We start from the raw sequence: 16,293 nt of genomic DNA on the forward strand, positions 1-16,293 counted from the left end.
TCAGATAGCCTCTTGACTCTGAGCTGTATGGCTTTGAGTGGCTTGGCTTTGAGTAGTTTGAGAATTGGCCGTTTGCGGATTAGCGCTTGGGAAAAGCCCCGCGGGCTTGTTTGACACTTGCCGTGCCGTCCAGGGATTAGGCGCGCATTCATTGGAGGCAGCAATCCTTGACTGCGCCATCCCCCAAGGACCGTGAAGCACAGTGCCATGAAAACCAGAGTCGTGAAGCACAGTGCCATTAACCTTGTTGCCGGAATGGTTTGAATGATTTGAGCAAGTCGAGTTACTGAAGCTATGATTGGGAGCCGCCTTGCCGCTTCTCAGGGTTACCACGCCCGGCTCGACATGGGGCAGTTCAAGCGCCAGTGCCGGCAAGCCACGCAGATGCAATTCAGGGACGGGCCAACCCCCACGACGCTTTAAAATTTGCAGCTTGGCGGTATTAACGCCCGCCGCGCTGATAGCCAGCTTTAGGGTGACAGGATGATTGCTGTCGGCCTGAGCCATAGGCAACTGGCAAATTCCCAGAGCTTTGCCCTGCTCTGCGGCAAGTTGCAACCTTCTGGCCTCACTCAGTGTCAGCTTGTCCAGCCAAGCCAGCACCAGGGGACAGGCGCCGCTGCTCAGCCCTTGCTCCATGGCCCAGAGCACCTCTTTACGCTGGGTTAATTCCAGCCACAAAATACGCTCGGCGGCAATACCGTGCTGGGCAAAACTCTGTGCCAGCGGCTGCAGTGGCGGCGCTATCAGCATTATCATGGCATCTTTGGACTCATCCCCTCTGGACTGATTTCTTTTGGACTGACTTCTTTCCGAATGATTTATTTCCGAATGAGAGCCACACTGAGCCGGCAGTAAATAACGCATCAAAGGCAACAACAGGCTGAGTTCCCCGTGCCCAGGAGACTGACTGAAAAGCTCACAAATGCCCTGCCTTGGCCACCCGGCATCACTGAGCTGCGCATCCAATGTTTCAAAACCACTGGGATACCCCAATATTTTGCCCTGACTGCCCGGCCCCAACCAGAGATCCCGACGCTCCAGCAGACCGTTCAAGGCCTGAGATTTGGCTGGATCAGATTTTACAGAGTGAGTTTTGGCTGAAAGAGACATGAAAAACACCGATACTGTATTTTTATACAGTATAACTAACTTTAGCCAACTGACAAGTCGTGCTGGCGCCAAAGCCTTAACCCGAGATAGAATAAATGAGAATGATTATCGAAACATATTCTCGACTTCAGCGAATAATTCAGGAGCTTGCCTTGCTGCCCTTTTCCGGCCTGTTTTCCCAACTCCAATGGCGACTGTTTGGCTATTTTGGTGTGTCATTACTGCTTATCCTGCTGCTCGCCAGTGGTATTGAAGCCATGTTGCTAAACCGCTTGTTACTGCTGCCCCAGCAGACCCAAAGCCAGTTACAGCAACTGGCCGATGAGGCCAACGACTATATCCTCAGGGGCGATCTAGCCGGACTGGCGGATTGGGAGGGGCGTCAGGCATTTGTACTCTATGTACTGGATAGCAAGCAGCAGGCGGTGAGTCAGCGGGAAATGCACCCGCACTTTGTTTACAAACTCAATTTCCTCAGGCAGTTGCAGCAACCTATGGGGGACAGGGTGCAAAAACCTTTGATAGGCCTGCCACTACGCAATAGCCTGGTTCCGGACAATCCCCTGCTCTTGGTGGTGCAACTCAACGCTTCTTTACACCCGGCGCAGCAACTGGATAAAAGCCTCTGGCTTATCCGTATCCTGGTAGGACTACTGGTGCTCTTGTTGTTCAGTCGTCTGCTGAGCCGCTATCTGATCCAGCCGCTGAGTTTACTGCGCAGCGCCACCCGTCAGCTGGCACAGGGCCAACTCGATACCCGGATTGCCGGCCATTTTTCACTAAAACAGCCGGAGTTTTTCCAGTTGGCGACCGACTTTGACCATATGGCCGAGCAGCTGCAAAAGAGCATTCAGACCCAGCAGCGGTTACTGAGGGATGTCTCCCACGAACTGCGCACTCCCCTTGCCCGGCAGGAGCTGGCCTTACACCTGTTGGAAAATCGCTTGGGGGAGGAACATCAACAACCGCTTGCCAGGCTAAGACGCCAGGGCGAAGAGATGGCGCAATTGATTAACACTATTTTAGACTTCAGCCGTCTGAGCAACGGCTTCATCAAGCTGACGGCAGCGCCTTTTACCCTGACAGAATTACGCCGCTCACTGCTGCAGGATCTGGAGTTTGAGTCTGGCCCCAAGCAAAGCATAGTCTGGGCACAGGCCCCCATTGATGAGCAAACCTTGCATACCGATATGGCCTACTTGAAGCGAGCGCTGGAAAATGTCTGCCGCAATGCCCTCAAATATGCCGGTGAAACCTGCCGGGTGGAAATCCAGGTATCTCAGTTGGGTGACGACAAATTGGGTGATAGCAGACTGCAATTGAGTGTCAGCGATGATGGACCCGGGATCCCCAAAGAGCAACTGGAAGCCTTGTTCAACCCTTTCACCCGTTTGGATGAAGCGCGTCACAGCTCTCAGGGAGGTTATGGGCTGGGATTGGCGATTGTGCGCCAGTGTATGCAGCTCCTGGGCGGCTCGGCCCAAGCGGTTAACCGGCCTCAGGGCGGTTTGAGCATATTGCTTGAGCTGCCGCTGCAACTGCCAAACTGCAGCGAAGCCCAACTTAAGTCTATCGCTTAGGCGGTATACTTACGCACCTTCTTCAGTGCCATCTCCTGCTTAAGGCGGGAGAGATGCTCGATAAATACCTTGCCGTGCAGATGATCGATTTCATGTTGCAGCACTATGGCCAGGAAATCATCACTGTGGATAGTCTGGGCTTGACCCTGGCGATCCAGATAGCTGACAGTGACCGACTCGAAGCGTTTTACCTTGGAGCGATAACCGGGAATGGACAAACAGCCCTCTTCACCGATAAATTCGCCGCTGGACTCAGTGATCTGCGGATTGATCAGCACCAGAGGTTGATTGCGCTCTTCTGAGATATCAATGACGACTATCGCGTGTTCACTGCCCACCTGGGTCGCGGCCAAGCCGATACCATCGTCTGTGTGATACATGGTTTGCAACAGATCATCGATGAAAGGCTGCACGGCTTCTATTTCGGTGACAGGCTTGGCTTTACGCTTGAGCCTGGGATCGGGAACCGTCAAAATATCCATAATTGCCATAGGGTTATATTCTCAATTTACTCGACTTGGCGTTCAATGGGCGCCATTATGGCGAAAAAGCATCAAAAGGCAAACCTTGCGTGTGCAGCGCAGAGCCGCCGAGGCACTTTTGCCAAGTGAGTAACCTCAGCTATGGAATGGTATTATAATTTGCGCCAATAGCATCAGGAGCCAAGATGACCCCGGAAACGAGCGCCCCGCCACTGAGTCCAATGCAGAAGATTTGGCACATAGTTGCACTGATCCCCGAAGGTCGGGTGGCAAGCTATGGCAAAATTGCCGACTATGCCGGCCTGCCCGGACGGGCACGCTATGTTTCCCGGGCACTGAAACTGGCGCCGGACAGCCTGGCACTGCCCTGGCACAGGGTTATCAACAGTCAGGGGAAAATCTCCTTTGCCAAGGATACCCAGGCATTTCAGCTACAGATGAGCCTGCTGCGCAGCGAAGGCGTACAAGTGAACCAAGGCAGAATTGCCCTGTCTGAATATGAGTGGCGGCCGGACATGGCCACTCTGGTCTTGTCCATGCCGTTTTAACCACAGGAGACTGCCTTTGATCCGTTCACTTCTACTCTTGATACTGTTACTGCCCTTGCCGTTATGGGCGCAGACCAGCCCCCTGGCACCCCATACCGCCGAATATCAGGTCAATTATGGCGAAATCAATCTCGGTGGCGCCCGTTTTATGCTGTTGCCGCCAGAGGGCGACTTCTATCAATACAAGTTGGACAGCGATCTCAGCCTCTTGGTGCTGAGTGATAAACGCCATATCCGCAGTGAATTTACCTATCAGGATGGTCAACTGACGCCGCTGCGCTTCAGCCATCAGCGAACCGGTACAGGCCCCAACTTCAATGAGCAGATAGCCTTTGCCAAAGAGCAGGGCAAAATTTTCAGTCGCTACAAGGATGAAAAGAGCAAATTGGACTATTCAGGCACTCTCTACGATGCCCTGATGGTGCAGCTGCAGTTTCGGCTGGATCTCGCCGCCGGCAAGGAGCCTCTGGCCTATGAGCTGGTCAAGGACAACGAGATAGATGACTATCGTTTCAAGATAGTCGGCAAGGAGCGGATGACACTGGACAGTGGCGTCTATAACACTGTGAAACTGGAAGTGGTCCGCGACAGCACCAAGCGGCAGACCTTTGTTTGGATGGCACCGGATCTCGGCTGGCTGCCGGTGCGCCTGACCCACTTTGAGTCAGGCAGCAAGCAGCTCGATATCAAGTTAGCCAAGCTGAGCCTGGGCTCGGAAGTCAATAACCAGCTCGCCAAGACGGAATAATTTCCAGTCCCCCGGCGCCAACAGCTGCCAGTTTTCATTGCCGGTCAGCGGCCGGGTGGCTATAACAGTGACCACATCCTTGGGGGTGGTCTGGGTGTCGAAATCAATCACCACATCCGTGTCTATCAGCTGCGCCCGGCCAAAGGGCGCCCGGCGGGTGATATAGCAGAGGTTATTGCTGCAATAACTCATCAGATAACGGCCGTCGCTGAGGATCATATTAAACACCCCAAGCGTGCGGATCTCCTCGGCAAGCTGAGCCACATACTCAAACACGGGCAAAATATCGTCCGGCTCGGATTCACCGAAACGCTCGACCAGACGGCTCATTATCCAGCAAAAGGCCTGCTCACTGTCTGTGTCACCCACGGCCTGAAAGCGGCCGCTTTGAAACTTCTGTTCATAGTCAGACAACTGGCCGTTGTGGGCATAGGTCCAGTAGCGGCCCCAAAGCTCGCGGGTAAAGGGGTGGGTATTTTCCAGCGAGACTTCACCGCGGTTGGCCTGCCGAATATGGCTGACCACCACTTCACTCTTGATCGGGTATGACTTGATAAGGCTTGCCACATGGGACTGGCTGCTGGGACTGGCATCCTTGAAGGTGCGGCTGCCCTTGCCTTCATAAAAGGTGATCCCCCAACCATCCACATGGGGGCCGGTCACCCCGCCTCGCTCCGCCAGCCCGGTAAAGCTGAAGACAATATCCGTTGGCACATTGGCACTCATCGCCAGCAGCTCACACATCTTGTTTTTCCTGTCACTGAATCTGTTATTTCATTATCTGCGGCATTGTAGCCAAGCCGTGTCGGCAGGGGAATTATTGCTTGCAATAAAAAATTTAAACAATTGTTTGAAAAATGCTTGTATTCGATTTCGCTTAGGTTTAATTTTATTGCGACACAGGTCTGACCACATACTATAATTGTGATCTTGATCGCCCTCAAGCGAGGCGTTCTACACTGAATAAAGTGGTCGTTTTATTAAGGAGAACAAACAGTGACTACCCTACTATGGATCCTGGCATTGCTCTTGGTTTTAGGAGCAGCAGCGTACCTCAGAGTATCCCTGCTGACCGCAACCATAGCCGCCGCAGTGGTCATGGCAGCAGGCAGCCTGCTGGATGTAACTGGACTGATTAGCTGGATAATTTTCCTGGTTATTGCCCTGCCGCTGAACCTGAGTGCCTTCAGGCAGAGTGTGATAACCCGGCCATTACTTAAACTCTATCGCGGCATCATGCCGGAGATGTCTTCCACCGAAAAAGAGGCGATTGAAGCCGGTACTACCTGGTGGGAAGCCGATCTCTTCGCCGGTAATCCCAACTGGAAGAAGCTGCACAACTATCCGGTTGCCCGTCTGAGCGCCGAAGAACATGCCTTCCTGGAAGGACCTGTGGAGGAAGTCTGCCGCATGGTTAACCAGCATATGGTTTCCCATCAATTGGCGGACTTGCCTGCCGAAGTATGGCAGTTCCTCAAAGACAAAGGCTTCTTTGCGATGATCATCAAGAAGAAGTACGGTGGTCTGGAATTCTCTGCCTACGCCCAATCCCGGGTACTGCAAAAGCTGGCCGGTGTCAGCAGTGAACTGGCCTCGACCGTAGGTGTGCCCAACTCACTGGGCCCGGGCGAGCTGCTGCAGCACTATGGTACCCCGGAGCAGCAGGATCACTACCTGCCCCGCCTGGCCAAAGGTTTGGAAGTTCCCTGCTTTGCCCTGACCAGTCCTGAGGCCGGTTCAGATGCCGGCGCCATTCCGGATTTCGGTGTGGTCTGCAAAGGCCAATGGCAAGGTGAAGAAGTACTGGGGATGAAACTGACCTGGAACAAGCGCTATATCACCCTGGCACCTGTTGCCACAGTTTTGGGGTTGGCATTCAAGCTTAAAGATCCCGAGCATCTGCTGGGCGATAAGGAAGAGCTGGGCATTACCTGCGCCTTGATCCCGACCGATGTTGAAGGTGTGGAAACCGGCCGTCGCCACTTCCCGCTCAACTGTATGTTCCAAAATGGTCCTACCCGAGGCAAAGAGGTGTTTGTTCCTCTGAGCTTTATCATAGGTGGCCCGAAAATGGCGGGACAAGGCTGGCGCATGCTGGTGGAATGCCTGTCGGTTGGCCGCGGCATCACCCTGCCCTCCAACTCAGCCGGTGGCGTTAAAACCGCGGCTTTGGCAACCGGTGCCTATGCCCGCATTCGTCGTCAGTTCAAGCTGCCTATCGGTAAGCTGGAAGGCATTGAAGAGCCAATGGCGCGCATCGGCGGTAACGCCTATCTGATGGACGCTGTAACCTCCTTGACCACCACAGGTATTGATCTGGGTGAAAAGCCTTCCGTCATCTCGGCGATAGTCAAATATCACCTGACCGACAGAATGCAGAAATGCGTTATCGACGCCATGGATATTCACGGTGGTAAAGGGGTATGTCTTGGCCCCAACAACTATCTGGGACGCGGATATCAAGCGGCACCTATCGCCATCACGGTTGAAGGGGCCAACATTCTGACCCGCTCCATGATTATCTATGGTCAAGGCGCCATTCGCTGCCATCCGTATGTGCTGGCAGAGATGGAATCGGCCTTTGATAGCGACGTAAACCGCGGCCTGAATAACTTTGATGCGGCGCTGTTTGGTCATATCGGCTTTACTACAAGTAATTTTATCCGCAGCCTGTGGATGGGCCTCACCGGCAGTCGCTTCTCCAATGCGCCTTTTGCCGACAAGACCAAGCGTTACTATCAGCATATGAACCGCTTCAGTGCCAACCTGGCCTTGCTGTCGGATCTGGCGATGGCGACCTTAGGGGGTAACCTCAAACGGAAAGAGCGGATCTCTGCCCGCCTGGGTGACTTGCTCAGCCAGCTGTATCTGGCATCGGCAACCCTCAAGCGTTATCAAGATGAAGGCCGTCAGAGTGAAGATCTGCCACTGGTACAGTGGGCGGTTGAAGACGCGCTCTATAAGTTGCAGTCTTCTCTGGATGATCTGCTGGATAACTTCCCTGCTGGCCTCGGCGGCTTGCTGCGCCTGGTGTTGTTCCCCTTCGGTCGACCACTGAAGCGCCCAAGTGATGTGTTGGACCACAAGGTAGCCAAGATAATGCAGACCCCTTGCGCCAGCCGTGACCGTCTGGGCAAGGGACAATTCTGGGAAGCCTGCGACAATAATGCCGTAGGTATTCAGGAGCAGACCTTCAAAGACATACTGGCGGCAGAGCCCTTGTATGACAAAGTCTGTAAGGCTGCCGGCAAACGTCTGCCCTTCATGTGGCTGGATAAAGTGGCCGCCGAAGGCAAGGCGCTGGGTGTTCTGAGCGATGCTGAAGTGGCCCTGCTGGAGCGCACTGAAATCGGCCGAATGAAATCCATCAACGTGGATGACTTTGACCCCGCCGAACTCAAGGCCCAGAGCCTGGAGCCGGAAAACCGCGAAGAACAAGCCGCATAAAGACTGTCGATAGTATTCAGCGGAAAAATAAAATGCCGTTCGCAATTGTGAGCGGCATTTTTATTGCCCTTCCCATTCTTCACTTCAATAGTTGGTCTTCATTCAAGATAACTAGCATCAAAACTTAAAGAATAAATGGGGACATTATTAACCCAGGCGTAAAAATTAGTCTACACAGCATTAAAATAGGTAAAACAATCAGATGATTGGCCCCTTATTCGGAAGTTAACAGTAGATCTCATTCCCAAGAAAATGACGCCTTTATGCTTGTCGTATAGATAGCGTTTTCTCTGTTAGCAAAACATCCTATTAAAAACGGCTATTAACCGTCGCTGATATCAAATTTTTACTTATAGACACAAAAAATCCGACAACCTGAAGTCGTCGGATTTAACTCTTTATGGTTCGGCTTTTCCCTATTTTATTTGGTCCAGCGGTCCATCCAGCCCAATACCTTGGCGTACCATTGCTCAAGGTTATTGGGGTTGAGGATCCAGTGGTTTTCATCCGGATAGATCAGCAACTCCGAAGGGATATTGTTGCGCTGCATATAGCTGAACGCCGCCAAACCCTGACCGTAAGGTACCCGGAAGTCTTTCTCACCGTGGATGACCAGCATAGGAGTCTTCCAGTTTTCCACATAGTTAGCCGGATTGAACTTCTCATAAAGATCCTTGGCCTGCTCGTAGCTGCCGCCAAACTCATGTTCTGGGAACCAGAGTTCCTCGGTCACATGGTACATGGAGCGCATATCAAACAAGCCGGCGTGGTTAACCAGGCACTTGAAACCGTCGTTCCAGTTGCCCTGGATCCAGTTCATCATGTAACCGCCGTAGGAGCCACCGAGGGCACAGGCGTTATCAGCATCGATCCACTTCTGCTGTTTAGCAACCGCAGCCAGACCTTTTTGCAAATCTTCCAAAGGCTTACCGCCCCAGTCCAGGCTGATGGAATCGGTAAAGGCCTGACCATAGCCGGTAGAGCCGTGGAAATCCACCATCACCACTGCATATCCGGCACCGGCCCACAGCTGAGGATTCCAGCGGAAGCTGAAACTGTTGCCGAATGAACCTTGTGGGCCGCCGTGTACCAGGAAGGCCACCGGATACTGCTTGCCTTTCTTGAAGTTGGCCGGCTTGAGCCAGTAACCATAAACCTCTTCGTTGTTCCAGCCCTTGAAGCTGAACTGCTCGAACTCACCGAACTTGACCTTGTCCAGCTTGGCCTTGTTGACTTCAGTCAAACGGGTCAGGTTTTGCCCTTCCATGTTGATGGAGTAGAGATCGCCCGGTTCCACTAAAGACTTATGATTGATGATCAAACGATCGCCCGCCAGACCCACCAGGCTGTTACTGCCATCGTTGTAGATGGCGCGCACATCACCAAACTGGGTGTTGATGGCAAATACAGACACCTGGCCCAGATCCTGAGCGGTCACATACAGGGTGTTGTTATCTTTACCAAAGCTCAGCGAGGCCGGACTTCTGTCCCACATGGGCGCCACTTCCTTGCTCTGACCCGTGACTGTGTCTTTGAGCATGATGCGGTATCTGTCGGCCTCGAATCCGGGCTTTTTCATCGCCAGATAGGCCAGATAGCGACCATCGGCGGAAAACACCGGCTGAGCATCCCAGGCCTGGTTATCTTCGGTGAGATTCTTGGCCTTGCCACCTGTGACCGGCACCTGCCAGAGGTCGTAGTTGGTGATCCAGGCCTGATCTTTGCTCGGAGCCTTGGCACTGTAGACTATGTGTTTGCCATCCGGGCTGAATGTCACCTCTTCCATGCCGGAAAATGGCTTGGGTGGGGTTTCGGTATCCAGGCCCTTGGTCACATCCACCGGCTTACCCAACTTGCCGTTTTCAAGCTGCGCCACAAACAGGTGATTACGGGCATGGTCAGACCAGGTGTCCCAGTGACGCACCATCAACTGATCGTATTCACGACCTGTACTCTTGCGCTCGGCTTCTTTATCAAACTTGGCTTTTGAACATTCCAGGGTGTCGCACTCGGGAAAAACACGAATGCTCATCACCACCTGCTTGCCATCGGCCGATAATTTGTAGCCGTCGATACCCAAAGGCAAATCAGATACGGCCTGGGCTTCGCCACCATCCAGTGGCAAGCGATACAGTTGGCTGCTGCCATCACGGGCGGCAATAAAATAGACTTGCTTGTCATCGTGGCTGAAGGCCACATCGTGCTCTGTACCCGGTGCAGAAGTCAGCTGCTTGGGCGCCGCGTTCTTGTCGCTGAGATCCAAAAGATAGAGATCTGAGCTGCTGCCATCGTCGGTAACCTTCTTCAGGCCGTAGATAAGCTTGGTGCCGTCATTGGATACAGCGGCAGAATGGAGTTTGTTGAGCTTGACCAGATCCTGGACAGTAAAAGGGGCTTTATCGGCAGCCAGCGCCGGCAAAGCCAGACCTGCGGCGAGCAGCGCCATCAATAGTGGGTTGGTTTTCATTATAAATCTTCTTATTGGTTGTTGATTGCAATGCAAAAGGGGCCAATTGGCCCCTCAAGGTTCAGCTTAAGCCTTGGCGTTCTGGATATTCACCTTCCAGATTGCCGGGCCGGTTTCATGGGCATTCACCCCGTTGGAGTCAACCGCTACAGTAACAGGCATATCCTTAACGTCAAACTCATAGATGGCTTCCATCCCGAGATCTTCAAACGCCACCACGCGGGATTGCTTAATCGCCTTGGACACCAGATAAGCGGCGCCGCCGACGGCCATCAGATATACCGCCTTGTGCTTGCGGATAGATTCAACTGTGGCCGGACCACGTTCGGCCTTGCCTATCATGCCCATCAACCCTGTCTTATCCAGCATAAGATCGGTGAACTTATCCATACGGGTAGCGGTTGTCGGGCCGGCCGGGCCAACCACTTCATCACCTACCGGGTCGACTGGACCTACGTAATAGATGAATTTACCAGTGAAATCAACTCCTTCAGGCAAGCCTTCACCGCTTTCGATCAGGCTCTGGATCCGTTTGTGAGCCGCGTCACGGCCGGTGAGCATCTTACCCGAGAGCAGCAGAGTATCGCCGCTGTTCCAGCTTTCAATCTCTTCCTGAGTAACGGTATCGAGATTGACCCTACGCACGCTCTCACCCACTTCCCAGGTGATTTCCGGCCAGTCATCAAGGCTTGGCGGAGTCAGCTCGGCTGGGCCGCTGCCATCCAGATGGAAATGCACATGACGGGTAGCGGCGCAGTTGGGGATCATCACCACAGGCTTGGAGGCGGCGTGGGTGGGTGCTGTCTTGATTTTAACGTCCAGTACAGTAGTCAAACCGCCCAGACCCTGGGCACCAATGCCTAAGTTGTTGGCGCGCTCGAAGATATCCAAACGCAGCTTCTCTTCCGTAGTTTCAGCGCCGCGTTCCATCAGTTCATGAATATCGACGCTCTCCATCAAGGCTTCCTTGGCAAGCACAGCGGCTTTCTCGGCGGTGCCGCCAATACCTATTCCCAGCATACCCGGTGGACACCAGCCGGCGCCCATGGTTGGCAGTGTCTTCTCAACCCAGGCGGCAATATCGTCAGATGGATTGAGCATCACCATCTTGGCCTTGTTTTCACTGCCGCCACCCTTGGCGGCAATAGCCACTTCGATATGATCGCCGGGAACCATCTGAATATGCACCACAGAAGGTGTGTTATCGCGGGTATTCTTACGGCTGCCGGCCGGGTCGGCCACTATTGAGGCCCGCAGCGGGTTATCAGGATTGGTATAAGCGCGGCGCACGCCTTCATCCACCATCTGCTGCACTGTCATATCTGTCTTGTCCCACTGCACGCCCATCCCCAGATAGACATAACAGGTCACAATGCCGGTATCCTGACACAGGGGTCTGTGTCCTTCAGCAGACATGCGCGAGTTGATCAAAATCTGGGCAATTGCATCCTTGGCAGCCTGGCTCTGCTCACGCTCATAGGCGGCGGCCATGGCATCGATAAAATCTTTGGGATGGTAATAGGAGATATATTGCAGGGCATCAGTGATGCTGTCGATAAAGTCAGCTTGCTTGATTACAGACATGTTTGGCGCTCCATTAGCCTAAGGATCCGCCCCTTCAGCTCAGGATCAACACGCAATAAGTTTCAAGCCAAAGCCTTGAACTTCAAGCTCTGCTTGCCGGTTTTGCGACACAAAAATGCTCAAAACGACAGCAAAGCCGTGATACAACGCGTTTTCACCAAGGGCCAGGGGTGGTTTTATTAGTTTTTTGTGGCCGTTATGATACTCTTTCGTTCCTTTTTGGGCTACATCACATTTTCAGATAGGGTCGTTCGATGTACCAGCAGGCTATTTGCCCTCCCGCCATTCGCCTTCTTGACTGGCAATTATCAACCTTAGAGCTGTTTTCCCACTTCAGCGGTGAGCCTTGGGCCATGCTGCTGGATTCGGCCGATGCCAAGCACAGTGACGCCAGATACGACATCATAGTTGCCGAGCCGATTACCACTCTAGTCACCACAGGTGACACTACCCAAATCACTGAGGCGAGCGGCCTGCGGCGCTCAAATGACGATCCTTTTGCCTTGCTGCAACAACTGCTGCAACAGTATTTTCCCAATGCCATGCCGGTCAATCTGCCTTTCAGTGGCGGTGCGGTGGGCGCCTTCAGCTACGATCTTGGCCGCAGACTGGAAAAACTGCCCAAACTGGCCGCAGCCGATATCGCTCTGCCGGAAATGAATGTCGGTCTTTATGACTGGGCTCTTATTCGCGATAAGGAATTAAGGTGCTGGCAATTGGTGCACTATCGCGGCGAAAAGGCGCTAACTGAAACCCTGTCGCGGCTGACGTCCAAAGTCACAAACAGCCCCAATAAGCACCTTGACCAAAAAGCGTTCCGACTCAGCGGTGAGTGGCGCTCGCAGCTCAGCCGCGAGCAATATGGCGACAAGTTTGCCAAAGTGCAGCAATATCTTCACAGCGGCGATTGTTATCAGATCAATCTGACCCAAAGATTCCAGGCCGACTATCAAGGTGATGAGTGGCAAGCCTATCGTAAGCTCAGACAAGCCAACGGCGCGCCCTTTTCTGCCTTTATTCGCCTGGAGCACAACTGCATCCTGTCCATCTCACCCGAGCGTTTTATTGCCCTGGATTCCAATCGCCATATTGAAACCAAGCCCATCAAGGGCACCCTGCCTCGAAGTGCCGATGAACAGCAAGACAGGGAGCTTGCCAAACAGCTGGCAAGTTCAGAAAAGGACAGAGCCGAAAACCTGATGATAGTGGACTTGCTACGCAACGATATTGGCAAGGTCGCCAGCCCAGGCAGTGTGGCCGTACCGCATCTGTTTGCCATAGAAAGCTTTCCGGCGGTGCACCATCTGGTCAGCACAGTGACCGCCGAACTGGCAGCGGGTTATCAGGCCACAGACGTACTGCGGGCCGCCTTCCCCGGCGGCTCTATCACAGGCGCGCCCAAGATCCGCGCCATGGAAATTATCGAAGAGCTCGAACCCAGTCGCCGCTCACTCTACTGCGGTTCCATCGGATATCTGAGCCAGGATGGCAAAATGGACAGCAGTATCACCATTCGTACCCTGGTTGCCGATTCCGGGCAGCTCTATTGCTGGGCCGGTGGCGGTATAGTGGCCGACTCAGACGTGGATGCCGAATACCAGGAAACCTATGATAAAGTGAGTCAAATACTGCCGCTATTGACCCCGGAACCAGACAAGCCTTAGCCTGAAGCTTGCTATTTATGCTGATTGAGAGTTTTTGCGAAGACGGGACAGTAATGGCTTTGGTTATTGATTACTTCAATCGACTTCAAGGACACTATGGATAAAGACGAGCTGTTGACCCGTTTTCAACTCAGAGCCCTGAGTCGATACCATTCGAGTCCTTTGACCCCGGCCAAACTCAGGGCCGCCGCAGTACTTATCGCACTGGAGCCGGGTGTGCAGGGACCGGAGCTTATCCTGACCCAGAGGCCGAAGCATCTTAAGGCTCATCCCGGCCAGGTGAGCTTTCCCGGCGGCAAACCGGAAGCCGAAGATCAGAACCTTATCATGACAGCCCTCAGAGAGGCCGAAGAAGAGATAGGTTTGGCGCCGGACAATGTAGAAATCATAGGTCAACTTCCCAATCATCCCACCTTTACCGGCTTTGAGATCACCCCTGTACTTGGCTGGGTAAAATCGCCCTTTGAGGCACAAATTGACCCGGCCGAAGTGCAGGAGCTGTTTCGGGTGCCGCTGGCGTTTTTACTCGAAGAGGAAAATCGTCACACGGCGATGTTCGAGCGCCGCGGCCATTTCTACCCTGTCACCTTTATTCCTTATCGCAGACACTTTATCTGGGGCGCCACCGCGGCGATTATCGATATGCTCTGTCGGCAACTGCGCTAACAGCACAGCATAAAGGCAGTTAGATAAAGAAACGCAGATACAAGCCGGCGGCAGTGGATGAAAGCAACAGCAGCGGAATATTGAACCAGTAACCCAAACGGCTGTGATGAGCCACATACCAGTTGAAGGCAAGACTAATGAAACTTATGGCGGCGCAAGCCCAGATGATATATTCCAGCAACATGGTTTGCTGAGGGTCCCAGTACAAACGCACCGGCGCCCCCTTGCTGAAGAAATAGCCTACGGCCCTGTCCGGCCGCGCCTTATCAAATATCAGCAGGGCATAAATCGCCAGTGACCAACCAATAATCGACAGGCTCGCCAACAGATATTGAAAGATTTTGACCTTTTTCATCCAAACTCCTTCCGTCTGAAGGGGGATATTGTCCCCAGAATACCTTTTTCAGCTTGAGAAAAGCCACCAGCAAGGTAATATTAACCTCCAAATTTTTTCCTGTGTCATCAATATAGTCAGGGATTTGCCTGATTTCTGCTCTCGAACTATTTTCGGGGCCGAATTGAAGCATAAAACGTTTCATTGGAGAACTAAGCAATAATGAGCATTGCATCTGTCGCATCTGTATTTAAAGGCGAGCATGCGGTCGGTTCACAGGTCACTGTACGTGGCTGGGTAAGAACCCGTCGTGATTCCAAGGCCGGCATCTCGTTTCTTGCCGTCTATGATGGTTCCTGTTTCGATCCTATCCAGGGCGTGGTGCCAAATAGCTTACCCAATTACAATGACGAAGTGCTGAAGCTCACTGCCGGCTGCTCCGTGATTGTCACAGGTGAAGTGGTTGAAAGCCCTGGCTCAGGCCAGGACTTTGAACTGCAAGTCACCCAAGTGGAAGTCACAGGTTGGGTGGAAGATCCTGATACCTATCCTATGGCGGCCAAGCGTCACTCGGTTGAACACCTGAGGGAACTGGCGCACCTGCGTCCACGTACCAACATCATCGGCGCAGTGGCCCGGGTCCGTAACTGCCTGTCACAGGCGATTCACCGCTTCTATCACGAAAACGGCTTCATCTGGGTCTCTACCCCGCTGATCACCGCGTCAGACTGTGAAGGCGCCGGTGAAATGTTCCGGGTGTCGACGCTGGACATGGAAAACCTGCCACGCACCGCCGATGGCAAGGTAAATTACGAAGAAGACTTCTTCGGTAAAGAGGCATTTTTGACCGTATCGGGTCAGCTCAACGGTGAAACCTACGCCTGTGCCCTGTCGAAGATTTACACCTTTGGCCCAACTTTCCGCGCCGAAAACTCCAACACCAGCCGCCACTTGGCCGAGTTCTGGATGGTTGAGCCGGAAGTGGCTTTTGCCGATCTGAACGACATTGCCGGTCTGGCGGAAGCCATGCTCAAGTACGCCTTCAAGGCGGTGCTGGAAGAGCGGATGGACGACCTGCAGTTCTTTGCCCAGCGCGTCGATAAAGGCGTGATTGAGCGTCTGGAGAACTTTGTCAGCAGTGACTTTGCCCAGGTGGATTACACTGATGCGGTTGAAATCCTCAAAAACTGCGGTAAGCAGTTTGAGTACGATGTCGAATGGGGCATAGATCTGCAATCCGAGCATGAGCGTTATCTGGCAGAAGTGCACTTCAAGGCTCCTGTGGTCGTGAAGAACTATCCAAAAGATATCAAGGCCTTCTACATGCGTCTCAACGAAGATGGCAAGACAGTGGCGGCGATGGACGTATTGGCCCCCGGCATTGGTGAGATTATCGGTGGTTCACAGCGTGAAGAGCGTTTGGACGTACTGGATATGCGCCTGGCCGAGATGAATCTCAACAAGGAAGATTACTGGTGGTATAGAGATCTGCGCCGTTACGGCACTGTGCCTCACTCAGGTTTCGGTCTGGGCTTCGAGCGTCTGGTGTCTTACGTTACCGGTGTGTCCAACATCCGCGATGTGATCCCCTTCCCTCGCGCCCCAAGAAGTGCCAACTTCTAACGAGTTCTTATCCCAAAAACGCGCTTTCGGGCGCGTT

At 53.2% G+C, this 16,293-nt stretch carries 13 protein-coding genes; 7 read left to right on the forward strand and 6 right to left on the reverse strand.

Translation table 11 applies throughout. The features are described 5' to 3' along the window. The gene (locus tag WKR14_RS11090; RefSeq protein WP_226563985.1) at positions 1 to 1,113 is read right to left on the reverse strand and encodes an ImuA family protein; all 1,113 of its coding nucleotides are present in this window, start codon (positions 1,111 to 1,113) and stop codon (positions 1 to 3) included. A gap of 152 nt (positions 1,114 to 1,265) precedes the next feature. On the opposite strand from WKR14_RS11090, the gene WKR14_RS11095 reads away from it, so the two are divergent. Continuing rightward, complete coding sequence (locus WKR14_RS11095; protein WP_286995439.1) at positions 1,266 to 2,693, forward strand: HAMP domain-containing sensor histidine kinase; 1,428 nt, start codon at positions 1,266 to 1,268, stop codon at positions 2,691 to 2,693. Here the strand turns inward: WKR14_RS11095 and def are convergent. Continuing rightward, positions 2,690 to 3,184 carry a peptide deformylase gene (gene def, locus WKR14_RS11100; RefSeq protein ID WP_093982982.1) on the reverse strand — a complete coding sequence of 165 codons (495 nt, stop codon included), beginning with the start codon at positions 3,182 to 3,184 and terminating at the stop codon, positions 2,690 to 2,692. The two genes, WKR14_RS11095 and def, sit on opposite strands and share 4 nt — an antisense overlap. A gap of 176 nt (positions 3,185 to 3,360) precedes the next feature. Between def and WKR14_RS11105 the strand changes: the two genes are divergently transcribed. Continuing rightward, complete coding sequence (locus WKR14_RS11105) at positions 3,361 to 3,723, forward strand: MGMT family protein (RefSeq protein WP_243893969.1); 363 nt, start codon at positions 3,361 to 3,363, stop codon at positions 3,721 to 3,723. A 19-nt stretch (positions 3,724 to 3,742) separates the two neighbouring features. Beyond that, on the forward strand, positions 3,743 to 4,471 hold the full coding sequence (locus tag WKR14_RS11110; RefSeq protein ID WP_231473497.1) for a DUF3108 domain-containing protein: 729 nt from the start codon (positions 3,743 to 3,745) through the stop codon (positions 4,469 to 4,471). Here the strand turns inward: WKR14_RS11110 and WKR14_RS11115 are convergent. Next, positions 4,415 to 5,215: a class II glutamine amidotransferase gene (locus tag WKR14_RS11115; RefSeq protein WP_025009668.1), complete on the reverse strand. Its 801-nt coding sequence runs from the start codon at positions 5,213 to 5,215 to the stop codon at positions 4,415 to 4,417. The two genes, WKR14_RS11110 and WKR14_RS11115, sit on opposite strands and share 57 nt — an antisense overlap. Positions 5,216 to 5,467: 252 nt before the next feature. On the opposite strand from WKR14_RS11115, the gene fadE reads away from it, so the two are divergent. Further along, positions 5,468 to 7,918, forward strand: coding sequence for an acyl-CoA dehydrogenase FadE (fadE, locus tag WKR14_RS11120; protein WP_286995438.1), 2,451 nt, complete (start codon positions 5,468 to 5,470; stop codon positions 7,916 to 7,918). A gap of 421 nt (positions 7,919 to 8,339) precedes the next feature. Here fadE and WKR14_RS11125 read toward each other — a convergent pair whose 3' ends face one another. Then, positions 8,340 to 10,385, reverse strand: coding sequence for an alpha/beta hydrolase family protein (locus WKR14_RS11125; protein ID WP_101056293.1), 2,046 nt, complete (start codon positions 10,383 to 10,385; stop codon positions 8,340 to 8,342). Positions 10,386 to 10,451: 66 nt separating this feature from the next. Beyond that, entirely contained in the window at positions 10,452 to 11,969 is a 1,518-nt protein-coding gene (locus WKR14_RS11130; RefSeq protein WP_039035276.1) for a fumarate hydratase, read from the reverse strand. 254 nt (positions 11,970 to 12,223) lie between these two features. Between WKR14_RS11130 and pabB the strand changes: the two genes are divergently transcribed. Continuing rightward, positions 12,224 to 13,633: an aminodeoxychorismate synthase component 1 gene (pabB, locus tag WKR14_RS11135; protein ID WP_286995437.1), complete on the forward strand. Its 1,410-nt coding sequence runs from the start codon at positions 12,224 to 12,226 to the stop codon at positions 13,631 to 13,633. Between the two features lie 96 nt (positions 13,634 to 13,729). Continuing rightward, positions 13,730 to 14,299, forward strand: a complete 570-nt coding sequence (locus tag WKR14_RS11140; RefSeq protein ID WP_100143750.1) for a CoA pyrophosphatase — start codon at positions 13,730 to 13,732, stop codon at positions 14,297 to 14,299. A gap of 19 nt (positions 14,300 to 14,318) precedes the next feature. On the opposite strand, the gene WKR14_RS11145 is transcribed toward WKR14_RS11140, so the two are convergent. Further along, positions 14,319 to 14,654, reverse strand: coding sequence for a hypothetical protein (locus tag WKR14_RS11145; protein WP_039035279.1), 336 nt, complete (start codon positions 14,652 to 14,654; stop codon positions 14,319 to 14,321). Between the two features lie 201 nt (positions 14,655 to 14,855). Here WKR14_RS11145 and asnS point away from each other — a divergent pair, with 201 nt between their 5' ends. Next, a complete protein-coding gene (asnS, locus tag WKR14_RS11150) occupies positions 14,856 to 16,256 on the forward strand; it encodes an asparagine--tRNA ligase (RefSeq protein WP_039035280.1) in 1,401 nt (466 codons plus the stop codon). Positions 16,257 to 16,293 lie beyond the last annotated feature (37 nt).

This window comes from Shewanella chilikensis, assembly GCF_037953065.1.
Classification (GTDB): Bacteria; Pseudomonadota; Gammaproteobacteria; order Enterobacterales; family Shewanellaceae; genus Shewanella; species Shewanella chilikensis.